This window comes from Micromonospora sp. NPDC049102 (assembly GCF_043197485.1).
Taxonomy (GTDB): domain Bacteria; phylum Actinomycetota; class Actinomycetes; order Mycobacteriales; family Micromonosporaceae; genus Micromonospora.
Map to the genome: position 1 here is coordinate 33,369 of NZ_JBICTE010000008.1, position 11,631 is coordinate 44,999.

Annotated in this window: 8 protein-coding genes and 2 pseudogenes; 8 read left to right on the forward strand and 2 right to left on the reverse strand. The window is 73.0% G+C overall.

The features are described 5' to 3' along the window. The first annotated feature begins 35 nt into the window (after positions 1-35). The 4 genes and pseudogenes from ACGFH9_RS11035 to ACGFH9_RS11050 form a co-directional block, all read left to right on the forward strand. Positions 36-1,004 (forward strand): DUF5715 family protein, encoded by a 969-nt coding sequence (locus ACGFH9_RS11035; RefSeq protein WP_393217397.1) that lies wholly within the window; start codon positions 36-38, stop codon positions 1,002-1,004. Between the two features lie 4 nt (positions 1,005-1,008). Beyond that, the gene (locus ACGFH9_RS11040; protein ID WP_393217399.1) at positions 1,009-2,610 is read left to right on the forward strand and encodes an asparagine synthetase B family protein; all 1,602 of its coding nucleotides are present in this window, start codon (positions 1,009-1,011) and stop codon (positions 2,608-2,610) included. A gap of 55 nt (positions 2,611-2,665) precedes the next feature. Further along, positions 2,666-3,098: pseudogene (locus tag ACGFH9_RS11045) on the forward strand (helix-turn-helix domain-containing protein); the annotation flags it as partial. 149 nt (positions 3,099-3,247) lie between these two features. Continuing rightward, positions 3,248-3,406, forward strand: a pseudogene (locus ACGFH9_RS11050) (DUF1203 domain-containing protein); the annotation flags it as partial. 6 nt (positions 3,407-3,412) lie between these two features. Here ACGFH9_RS11050 and ACGFH9_RS11055 read toward each other — a convergent pair. Beyond that, the gene (locus tag ACGFH9_RS11055) at positions 3,413-4,639 is read right to left on the reverse strand and encodes an SLC13 family permease (protein ID WP_393217400.1); all 1,227 of its coding nucleotides are present in this window, start codon (positions 4,637-4,639) and stop codon (positions 3,413-3,415) included. A gap of 138 nt (positions 4,640-4,777) precedes the next feature. After that, a complete protein-coding gene (locus tag ACGFH9_RS11060) occupies positions 4,778-6,235 on the reverse strand; it encodes an LVIVD repeat-containing protein (protein ID WP_393217402.1) in 1,458 nt (485 codons plus the stop codon). Positions 6,236-6,374: 139 nt separating this feature from the next. On the opposite strand from ACGFH9_RS11060, the gene ACGFH9_RS11065 reads away from it, so the two are divergent. The 4 genes from ACGFH9_RS11065 (at position 6,375) to ACGFH9_RS11080 (ending at position 11,593) form a co-directional block, all read left to right on the forward strand. After that, positions 6,375-7,073: a DUF305 domain-containing protein gene (locus ACGFH9_RS11065; protein ID WP_393217403.1), complete on the forward strand. Its 699-nt coding sequence runs from the start codon at positions 6,375-6,377 to the stop codon at positions 7,071-7,073. A gap of 28 nt (positions 7,074-7,101) precedes the next feature. Next, a complete protein-coding gene (locus ACGFH9_RS11070; RefSeq protein WP_393217405.1) occupies positions 7,102-8,286 on the forward strand; it encodes a sensor histidine kinase in 1,185 nt (394 codons plus the stop codon). Between the two features lie 7 nt (positions 8,287-8,293). Further along, a complete protein-coding gene (locus ACGFH9_RS11075) occupies positions 8,294-8,959 on the forward strand; it encodes a response regulator transcription factor (RefSeq protein ID WP_355247536.1) in 666 nt (221 codons plus the stop codon). A 147-nt stretch (positions 8,960-9,106) separates the two neighbouring features. Further along, a complete protein-coding gene (locus ACGFH9_RS11080) occupies positions 9,107-11,593 on the forward strand; it encodes an ABC transporter permease (RefSeq protein WP_393217407.1) in 2,487 nt (828 codons plus the stop codon). The last annotated feature ends 38 nt before the right edge of the window (positions 11,594-11,631 follow it).

Sequence of the window (11,631 nt, forward strand, 5' to 3'; positions counted from 1 at the left end):
CCACCCAGCGCCGTGACCGGAGAAGGGACCCCGTCATGCGAGTGCCTAGCCGTAGTCCGGGCCAGCAGCCCGGACCGCCCGCGTCGCCCATCGCCCCCGCCCGCCGCCGGCCGCCCAGCGCCGCCGCCCGCCGGCTGCCCGCCGCCGCGCCCGACCTCGCCGCCTACCGGGCGGCCGTGACCGACCTGCTGGTCGAGGTGGGCGCGCTGGCCGACGCCACCAGCACCCGGGCCCGGCAGGTGCTCATCGATGAACGCCTGCGCGAGCCGGCCCTGGCAGCCGTGCTCGACGCCACCCCGCAGGGTCTGCTCGGCGCGCGCGAGACGTTGCTGCTGGAGATGGCCCGCTATCAGCCGAACGAGCGCACCTCGGCGCGGGACCTTGCCGCGCTGGTCCGGATCTACCTGCTCTCCCGCATCGACGTGCTGTGGTGGCAGGATGCCCCGATCTTCGTCACCGACGACCAGGTCAACGGCAGCGCCGACCTCGTCGATCTGGAGTGGCTGCGCCGCCGGGACCTGCTGCGCTTCCGGTACCAGGAGCAGCCCGCCACCGTCCTGGGCCGCGCCGCACGCGGCCTGCGTCGGCGACTGCGCCCCGACGCGAGCCCGCACACCGCCGGGCTGCTGTTCCGTCGGGCCCGCCGGGAGGTGGTGGCCCTGCTCAACGAACTCGGCCGCGAGTTCGCCGCCGCCGTACCGCCGGCCACGCCGCCGCTGTGGGTGACAAGCCTCGTACGCAGCACCGAGCACCAGTACCGGCTGCGCCGCCTGGGCTACGCCGCGATGCTGCCCAGCGGACACTGCCTCGGCTACTCGGCCGACGTCGAGCTGACCTGGTTCGAGCGGTTCGGCGCGCGCGACACCCTCGCGGAGCTGCTGCTGGCCCGCCAGGACGCCGGCGAGCTGAACGTGATCGACGAGGGGCAGGCCTGGCACCTGTGTCTCGCACCCACCGCCCGGCGGCGTCTGCGCCGGGCGTACGAGGCCGAGATGGGGGTCTGAGCCCGTGTGCGGCATCGCGTTGAGCCTCGGCCCCGAGGCCGACCCGGCGACCTTCCGGCGGATGCTCGCCGTCCTCGCCCCGCGCGGCGAGGTCACCGAGACACGCTCCGAGCGTGGCCTGCTCGCCGGCACCCGTCGGCTGCGCGTCGTCGACCGGGACCGGGCGGTGCAGCCCTGGACCTCGACCGACGAGCGCTGGCTGCTCTGCTTCAACGGCGAGATCTTCAACCACCGGGAGCTGCGCGCGCAGCTCACCCGGCTCGGACAGGTCTTCCGCACCGAAAGCGACACCGAGGTGCTGTTGACGGCCTTCCAGCAGTGGGGCGAGGCAGCGGTGACGCGGCTGCGCGGCGAGTACGCCTTCGCGGTCGTCGAACGCGCCACCGGCCGGGCGTACCTGGCCCGCGACCCGCTCGGGGTGAAGCCGCTGTACTGGTCCCGTCGGCCCGGCTGCCTGTACCTCGCCTCGGAGGTCAAGGCGCTCGTCGGGCACCAGGCGCCAGTAACCGAGGTGCCGCCCGGTCACCACGGCTGGGCCGAGCCCGACGGGCCGGTGCGGCTGCGCCCGTACGTCGACCTGCTCACCATCGGAGAGGGCCTGCCGGTCATCGACGACCCGGACGAGGCCACCCTGCTCGTCCGGGCCGCGCTGACCGACGCCATCCGGATGCGGGTGGAGACCGACCTGACCGTCGGCGTGGTCCTCTCCGGCGGGCTGGACAGCTCGTTGACGCTGCGGCAGGTACGCGACATCCACCCGGACTGCGTGGCGGTGACGGTGGGCGTGCCGGACAGCCCCGACGTCGCGTACGCCCGGCGGCTCGCCGCCGACCTCGACGTGCCGCACGTGGTGGTCGAGCTGCGTCCGCGCGACATCCGCCTGGCCGACGTCCGCGAGGCGATCCGGATCTCCGAGCTGACCGAGTACGGCGACATCATCAACGCCGTCGTCTCGGTGCCGATCTTCCGGCGTCTGCGCGACCTGGGCGTCAAGGTGGTGCTCACCGGTGACGGCTCCGACGAGCTGTTCGGCGGGTACCCGATGTACCGCCAGGTCGACCCCATCGCGTCCCGCCGGCTGTTCCTGCACCGCATCCGCAACCTGTGCCGTACCGAGTTGCAGCGCGTCGACCGGGCCGCCATGGGGCACGGGGTGGAGGCGCGGGTGCCGTTCCTCGACCTCAGCGTGGTGGAGCTGGCGATGCGTCTGCCCCTGGACCTGAAGGTGCGCGACGGCCAGGAGAAGTGGATCGTGCGGCGGGCGTTCGCCGACGTGCTGCCGGACTACGTCCTGCGACGGCCGAAGCACCCGATGTCGTACTCCTCCGGTCTGCACGAGCGGGTGCGGCTCTACAAGCCACTCTTCGCCCGGATGCACCGGTCGTTCGGGTACGACCTGCTGGAGCCGGTCCGCCGCGACTTCGACACCGTGCTCAGCCGGTGCGGCAACGACCTGGACCGGGCCATCGCCGACGGGATGAACCGGCCCGACTACACGGTCCTGGAACACGCCCGCGACCTGGTCGGGGCGGCGAAGTGGAACGCCGCGCCGATGGTCCGCCGACTGGTCGGGCCACGCCCGCCCAGTCGCTCACCCGTTGGCTGAGCAGCCACCCGACGCTTGACTCTGACACCGTGTCAGGGACGAGCGTGAGGGGATCATGTTCACCATCGGAGACTTCGCCCGACTGGGCCGCGTGTCGGTGCGGATGCTGCGCCACTACGACAGCATTGGCCTGCTCCGCCCGGCCAACGTCGACCCGCACACCGGTTACCGCTCCTACCGGGCCGAGCAGTTGCGTCGGCTCAACCGGGTGCTCGCCCTCAAGGATCTGGGGCTCACCCTGGAGCAGGTGCGGGCGATCCTGGACGACGTCGTCGACGTAGTCGAGCTGCGCGGCATGCCGCGGTTGCGGCGCAGCCAGCTGACGGCGCGGTTGGCCGCCGACGAGTCAGGTCATCGGTCCGGTGATCCAGCCGCTCTATCCGGAGCTGTTCCGCCGGCTCGACGCCGCCGGGATCACCCCGTCCGGCCCGGCCCTCGCCTGGTACGAATCGGCCGACGGTGCGGGCGAGGCCGTGGTGGTGCACGCCGGATTCCCAGGACTCCCCGGAGCAGGGCGTCACCGAGCTTCAGCTCGCCGTCGACCGCGCCTGACGGTCGCTCCGGCGGTTGGTGCCCGGACCACGGCGGCGGCCACCCGCCGGACTGGCGGGGACGTCCCCAGGTCCTGCGGGCGTACGACCGGCAGGGGCGGATCTGCGGCGGCCGGCTGCACGACGGCACGGACCCGGAGGCGGTGATCGCGGAGCTGTTCGCCGACCCGCAGGTGCACCAACTGCACAGCCGCAACGTGGTCTACGGCTGCTTCATGTTCGTGGTGGAGCGGGCCGCCGGGTGACGGCCCTCAGCTGACCAGCAGCAGCGCGCCGACCGCCGCGAGGGTGCCGGCGACGGCGAGCAGGCTGCTGGTCAGCACGAACCGGCGCACCGGCACCGCCACGCCAGCCGCTCGGCACCGCTCGAACCACAGCAGGGTGGCCAGCGAGGCCCAGGGTGCGGCCAACGGGCCGACGTTCGTGCCGATCAGCAGGGCCAGCAGACGGGTGTGGTCGGCGGTCGGCAGCACCGCCTCGCCGGCCAGGTACGCCGGCAGGTTGTTGACCGCGTTGGCCAGCAGCGCTCCCGTACCGCCGGCTCGTAGCGCGCCGGCCGCCCCACCGTCGGCGCCGACGAGGTCGGCGACCAGGTCGTCGAGCCCGTGTCGGCCGAGGGTCTGCACCACCAGGAACAGTCCGACGACGAAGAGCAACAGCCGTACCGGCACCAACCCGGCGCGCAGCGTCGCGGGGGAGCGGACCACGAAGCCGACCAGCACCAGCGCGAGCGCGACGGTGGAGGCGAGCCCGATCTCCACCCCGGCGAGGATGCCGGCGACGAAGAGCAGACAGCCGGCGAGGGCGGTGCGGTGCAGCACCGGGTCGGTCGGCACGTGCGGGACCGGCGGGACGAAGCGTCCACCCTCCGGCCGTTCCCGCCGCCACCAGCCGTACCAGAGGAGCAGCATCGTGACCGCCACGGCCGCGAGCTGCGGCAGCGCCATGCGCTCGGCGTAGGCCAGGGGGGTGAGGCCGACCCGGTCGGCGGCCAGCAGGTTCGTCAGGTTCGACACCGGCAGCAGCAGGCTGGCGGTGTTCGCCAGCCAGACCGTGGTGACCGCGAGCGGCGCCGCCGGCACGCGCAGGCCGCGGGCCAGGGCGAGCAGCACCGGGGTGAGCAGAACGGCGGTGGTGTCGAGGTTGAGCACGAGGGTGGTCACCGTGGCGAGGCCGCCGCAGAGCAGGAAAAGCGCCGCCCAGCGGCCCCGCGACGCGATGGCGAGCCGGCTGGCCAGCACGTCGAAGACGCCCGCGACGGCGGTCAGCTCGGCAAGCACGATCACGGTGCCGAGGAAGAGCAGCAGCGGCAGGATGCGGTGCAGGGTGGCCGTGGTCTCGGCGCGGGGCAGCAGCCCGGTCAGCGCGCAGACCGCGCCGGCCACCGCGAGGACGACGGCCACCACGTCGAGCGGGTGCGGACGCCAGCGCGCGGTCGGCTCGGGCGGGGCCGGCGGCGCGCCGGCGGCAGACTTCACGGGTGACCACGTTGACACAACGGCCGGTCAGGCGCTCGTCAACCCCCGCCCGGGTGACCAGGCCCACCGGCCGGGCGGGGCCGACGCGGCCGGGCCCGGCCCCTCGACGAGAGGCCGGGCCCGGATCGCGCGTCGGTGCTACCAGCTCAGGTAGCCGGGCTGGGTCTGCACGTTCAGCTCGTGGAACCGGGTCAGGTTCGCCGACCAGGTCCGCCAGTCGTTCAGCTCCAGAACGTCCAGGCCCTTCTGGATGTCGTTGGAGTAGATGTTGCCGTTGTAGTAGTACGTCGACCAGGCGCCACCCGTGACGGCCTGGGTGTCGGACAGCGGGCCCCGCTCCCAGTAGGCGATCTCCTTGGGGTGGCGCGAGTCGGTGAAGTCCCAGACGGAGATGCCGCCCTGGTACCACGCCTGCACCATGATGTCCCGCCCGAGCACCGGGATCAGCGAGCCGTTGTGGGCCACGCAGTTCTCGGTCTCGGCGTTGGTCCGGGGGATCTTGTAGTAGCTGCGGAACTCCAGCTTGCGCGCGTTACCGCGGCCGGTGATGTCGTAGACGGCGTCCGCGCCCCGGTCGGGACCGACGGTCTCGTTGCAGGTGGCCGCGCCGCCGCCACCCAGCTCGTCGGTGAAGACAACCTTGGTGCCGGCGTTGTTGAAGGTGGCCGAGTGCCAGAAGGCGAAGTTGACCGTGTCGCGGACCTGGGTGATCACCTTGGGCGCTTCGCGGTTCTTGATGTCGAGCAGGACGCCGTCACCCATGCAGGCGCCGGCGGCGATGTCCTTCGCCGGGTACGCGGTGATGTCGTGGCAGCCGGTGGTCGCCGAGCCGGTCTCGCTGCCCGGGAAACCGCCGTCCGGGAAGAGGTTCGGCGTCGAGATCACGGACGCGTCGGTCGGCTTCTTCACCGGGACCTTGACGATGGAGATGGAGTCGTGCGGCGGCTGGCAGTCGGGGAACTCGGCCCGCGGGCTGTACGACGAGACGTACAGGTAGACGTTCTTACGGTCCTTGCCCGGCACCAGCGTGTGGGTGTGCGAGCCGCAGGCGGTCTCGACGGACTTGATGTAGCGCGGGTTGGCCTTGTCGCTGATGTCGAAGACCTTGATGCCCTCCCACGACTCCTTCACCGACGCCGGCTGCGCCACGCTCGCGCACGAGTCGTCGCTACGCGACGAGTCGGTGGAGACGAAGAGCAGGTCGCCGTAGACGGAGATGTCGTTCTGCGAGCCCGGGCAATTGACCTGCGCGGTGATCCTGGGCGCGCTGGGCCGGGAGATGTCGTAGACGACGAACCCGTCGTAGTTGCCGGCGAAGGCGTACCTGCCCTGGAAGGCCATGTCGCTGTTGAGCGCGGCCGTCGTGTCGAACGGCGCCTGCTTGGGGAGGTTGGCGATCTGCCGCAGGTTGGGGCTGCTGCGGATCTCGTCGACGCCCGGAATGTCGTTGGCGGCGGCGGCCGCTGGTGCCGCGACTGGGGCGGCCTCCTGCGCGTTGCTCGGCGTCGCCAGGGCGACGCTCGTCAGCAGCAGGCCGGTCGCGGCCAGGCTGACGATGCGGAGTTGTCGGAGCCGTGCGGTGGCCAACTTGATCATTGGCAGCGCCCTTCGAAAGGGGGGATGACGGTGTCGGTACCTTACCGAGCAACGGAGATCATCGATGTGACCCGGGTCACATCTGTGCATACTCGTCAATGGATAAGATCGCTGCGACCTCGACCTGAGGGGGTGCGGCATGAGCGTCCGACGTGGTCGGTTACTGGCCGTCGTCATAGCGGCGGCCATCGTTGTGGTGCTGGTGGTGCTTGCGGTCCGCGCCGGTGGTGACCCCGGCCGGCCAGCTGCCGCGCGCGTCTCGGCGTCCCCCACGCCGACGACCGCCCCGACCGGTCCACCACCCCCGCCGGTGCTCGTGCCCGGCCGCCCGGGGGAGCCGGCCGTCGCCCGGTCCGCGCACGAGCTGCGCGACGACAGCCCACCCCGCTACAACGCCCTGGACACCGTCTACGTCCAGATGATGATCCCGCACCACCAGCAGGCACTGGAGATGAGCACGCTCGCGAAGGACCACGCGGCCGACCCCCGCATCCGCGCCTACGCCGACCGGATCCGCGCCGGCCAGGGCCCCGAGATCAGCGTCCTGCGCGGCTGGCTCTCCACCCGTGGGCTGCCCGAGACGGCGCCCGGCCACGACCACGCCGGCATGCGCGGCATGCAGTCCCCCGAGGCGATGCGGCGGCTCGCCGCCGCCCAGGGCGTCGAGTTCGACAGACTCTTCATCGCGATGATGAGCGAGCACCACCAGGGGGCCGTCACGATGGCCACCGACCTCCTGTCGGTCGGGGTCGACGCGACCCTCAACGAGCTGGCCACCTCCCTCGCCACCGAACAGGCCATCGAGATCACCCGCCTGCGCGAGCTGACCCCGCCCTGACCGTCGACGACCCGTACGCTGGGTGACCGTGAGACGCACGCTGTTCGGCCGCCCCCTGCGCGGCGTCGCCTTCGACGTGGCGGTCTCCGGCGTGGTGGCGTTCGTCGGTCTGGCCTCGGCGGTGGCACAGCCCGGCGGTTGGGCCGCCGGCGTCGGCGTCGGCATGGCGGTGGCGCTGCTGTTCCGCCGCACCCACCCGAGTGCGGTGACCGTCGTCGTGGCGGCGCTCGCCCTGGTCCAGGTGATCGCCGGCTGGGGTCCGCTCGCCTTCGACGTCGCCGTCCTCATCGCGCTCTACAGCGTCGTGAAGTACGGCAGGCGTCTGCGCGACGGCGTGCTGGCCGGCGCGGTCGCCGCCGTGGGCGTGCTGCTCGCCGCCGCGCAGACCCCCGGCGTCATCATGTGGTGGGTGACCGCGCTGTGGTACGCGCTGGTCACCGGCGCGGTCTGGCTCGTCGCGCTGAACGTGCGGACCCGCCGCCTCTACGTGCTCAGCCTCGAGGAACGGGCGGCCACCCTGGAACGCGAGCGGGAGGCCGAGTCCCGCGCGGCGGTCGCCGAGGAGCGCACCCGGATCGCCCGCGAGTTGCACGACGTGGTGGCACACAGCATGGCGGTGATGATCGTCCAGGCGGACGGGGCGCGGTTCATGCTCGACCGTGACCCCGAGCAGGCCCGAACCGCCGTGAAGGTGGTCGCCGACACCGGCCGCTCCGCGCTGGAGGAGATGCGCCGGCTGGTCGGGGTCCTGCGCGACGCGGGCCCGACCGGGGCAGGCGTGGTGGCCGCCGACCCGGAGCACCGCAGGCTGGCGCTGGCCGAGCTGCCCGACCTGCTGGCCCGCTTCCGCGACGCCGGGCTGCGCATCCGCGACACCGCCACCGGTCAGCCGCCGGCCCTGCCCCCGGGCCTGGAACTGACCGTCTACCGCGTGGTGCAGGAGGCGCTGACCAACGCGCTCAAACACGCCGGTGTCGGGGCCGCCGTGGATGTCACCCTGGCGTACACCGCCGAGGCCGTCGTGGTCCGGGTCGTCGACGACGGCCGGGGCCGCCCGGTGGTCAGCCCGGCACCGTCCGGCGGTCACGGTCTGCTCGGCATGCGCGAGCGGGTGGCGGTGTACGACGGCAGCCTCATCGCCGGGGCCCAGCCGACCGGGGGCTGGCAGGTGGAGGTACGGCTCCCGCTACCGTCGGAGCCCCAGCGGAGGTGATCGCGGCATGACGGTCCGGGTGGTGATCGTGGACGACCAGGCGCTGGTGCGTGCCGGGTTCCGGATGGTGCTCAGCTCCCAACCCGACCTGGAGGTGGTGGGGGAGGCCATCGACGGCGCGGACGCGCTGCGGGTGCTGGCCCGTACCGAGGCCGACGTGGTGGTGATGGACATCCGCATGCCCACCATGGACGGGGTGGAGGCCACCCGCCGGCTCTGCGCCGACCGGCCGTCGGGCCCGCCCCGGGTGCTGGTGCTGACCACCTTCGACACCGAGGCGGACGCGTTCGCCGCGCTGCAGGCCGGTGCGAGCGGCTTCCTGCTCAAGAACGTCCCGCCGGAGGAACTGCTGGACGCTATCCGGGTGGTGGCGCGGGGCGACTCGGTGGTCGCCCCGTCGATCACGCGGCGGCTGCTGGACCGTTTCGCCGGTCAGCTCGGCGCGGGCCCGACCGTCGACCCCCGGGTGGCCCAGCTCACCGAGCGGGAGCGGGAGGTGCTGCTGCTGGTCGCGCAGGGCCTGTCCAACGCCGAGATCGCCGCGAAGGTGCACGTGGCCGAGGCAACGGTCAAGACCCACGTCGGGCGCATCCTGGCGAAGCTGCACCTGCGCGACCGGGTCCAGGCGGTCGTGCTGGCGTACGAGAGCGGCCTGGTCACGCCCGGCCGGTGAAACCCCCGTACGACCCGGGTCGTACGGGCGGGCGTCCGAGCGCTACCTCGGGCGTACGCGGGTCGAGCGTGCAGGTGGAGATCGATCCGGTCGGACCGGTCATAGCGTCGGAGGGGTCCGATCCGCGCCGGCACCGGGAGCCCGCACATGATCCGCTTGACCCTGCGCTCGCTGCGCGCCGAGGCGCTGCGCATGCTGCTCTCCGCGCTGGCCGTCGTGCTCGGCGTGGCGTTCATCGCCGGCACGCTGATCTTCGTCGACGGGATGCGGGCCGGCGCGTACGAGCGTGCCGGAACCTTCGACCGACACACCGACGTCGGCGTCTATCCGAGCGGCGACAAGAAGCTGCCGGCGAGCCTTGTCGACAGGTTCCGCGCCGTCGACGGGGTGGCCGCCGCGGCCGGGGAGCTGACCGGCGCCGGGGGGCTTCTCGGCACGGACGGTCGGCCGGTGCTGGGCTACGCCGTGCTCGCCGCGATCCCGACCGAGGCCGCCCTGCGGTCGTACGACGTGGTGTCCGGTCGCCTACCCGACCGCGCGGGCGAGGTGGTGCTCGACGCGTCCACAGTGGCCGAGCAGGGCTTCACACTCGGTGCCCCGGTCCAGATCGGCGGCACCGGCGGCGCTGCCCGTCCGTACACCCTGGTCGGTACCGTCGACGTGGCCGGCACCGTCCGTGACATCGGCGGCCCGTACATCGGTCTGGTCGGCCCGGACGCGCTCGTGGTCAGCGGTGAGCGCGGCTACGACCGGATCATGGTCGCGGCGCGGCCGGGCACGTCCGAGACGGTGCTGGCCGAGCGGCTCCGCGCGGTCGTCGGGGACGCCGACGCCAGCGTCAAGGGCCGTCAGCAGATCCTCGACGAGGCGGTCGACGACGCGGTCCGTGACCTGAACCAGTTCACGATGCTGCTGCTCATCTTCGTCGGGGTGGCGGTGGTGGTGGCCGGCTTCGTGATCGCCAACACCTTCGCGATCGTGCTGGCGCAGCGCACCCGGCGGACCGCGCTGCTGCGCCTGGTGGGCGCGACCCGGGGGCAGGTCCTCCGGGCCGCCGTGCTGGAGTCGGCGCTGGTCGGTCTCGTCGCGTCCGTGCTCGGGGTGCTGCTCGGGGTGGCTCTCGCCGCCGGTATGCGGCTGCTGATGTCCGCACTGGAGGTGCCGTTCTCCGGTGGGTTGACCGTGGCCGGCTCGACCGTGCTGACCAGCCTGCTGCTCGGCACCGCGCTCACTGTGGCGTCCGCCCTCGTGCCCGCCTGGCGGGGGACCAGGGTCGCCCCGGTGGCCGCGCTCACCGACGCCGCGGTGCAGCCCGGTCGGGGCGCCGGCCGCCTGCGCCTGATCTTCGGCGCGGTGGTGCTCGGTGCCGGCGTCGCGGCGCTGGCCGGTGCCGCCAGCGCCGGTCAGGTGCTGCTCGTCGCCGTCGGCGGCGTGTTGGCGTTCTTCGGGATCGTCCTGTTCGGGCCGGTGCTCGTCCCGGCGCTGGTCCGGGCGATCGGTTGGCCGGCCCGGCGGCTGTTCGGAATGACCGTGGGCCTCGCGGTGGCCAACGCCGTGCGCAATCCGCGCCGGGTCGCCGCCACGGCGACCGCCCTGGTGATCGGGATCGGGCTGGTGTCGGCGTTCGTGGTCGGCGCGCGCAGCACCAAGGACGGCATCGAGCGCAGCGTCGACGCCCAGATCGGCACGGACTTCGTGGTCAGCGGCATCGGTCAGAACCTGCCCGCCGCGCTCGCCGGTGAGCTGGCCGCGCGCCCCGAGTTGGGTGTGGTGCACGAGCAGCGCAGCACCGTCATCGGCGACATCGAGGTCCGTGCGGCCCATCCGGCGCTTGTCGGTCGGACGCTGACCGGAGTGCTGGCCGGCGACGTCGGGCGACTCGGGCCGGGGCAGGTCCTGGTGCACCGGGAGTTGGCGCAGGCGCGCGGTTGGCAGGTCGGCTCCACCGTCACCATCGCGGGGCGACCGTTCCGGGTGGCGGCGCTCGTCGCCGTCGACGCGTCGGCCATGGTCGCCGGCGCGGTGCCCGAGGGGCACGTCGTCGAGATGGACGACGCGGACTTCGCCGCGCTCTTTCCCCGCGAGAGAGGTTTCCTGGCCGAGATCGACCCCGCCGGCGGCGTCAGCGCCGAAGCGGCCCGCGACGCGATCGGGGCGGTGCTGGCCCGCTATCCGACGGTGAACCTGATGGATCAGGGCGCGTACAAGAAGATGCTCACCGGCACGGTGGACATGCTGTTGGCCTTCGTCACCGCGCTGCTCGGCCTGGCCGTGGTGATCGCACTGGTCGGCGTGGCGAACACGTTGAGCCTGTCGGTGGTCGAACGCACCCGGGAGAACGGCGTGCTGCGGGCGGTCGGGCTGACCCGGAACCGGATGCGGGCCATGCTCGCGGTCGAGGCGATCCTGATGGCGGTGGTCGGCGCGGTCCTCGGCATCGGGCTGGGCACCGGCGTCAGCGCGGCGGGGATGGCGCTGCTGGCCCGCCTCGGTGGGGACTTCCACGTGGTGCTGCCACTGGGCCAGCTCGGGTCGATCCTCGGCGTGGCCGTGCTGGCCGCTCTGCTCGCCTCGGTGCTTCCGGCCCGCCGGGCACTGTCGCGGCCTGTCGTCGAGGCCCTCGGCGACCAGTGACCGTCCCCTGCGGCGTCGTCGTCCGGGACCGGGTCGTC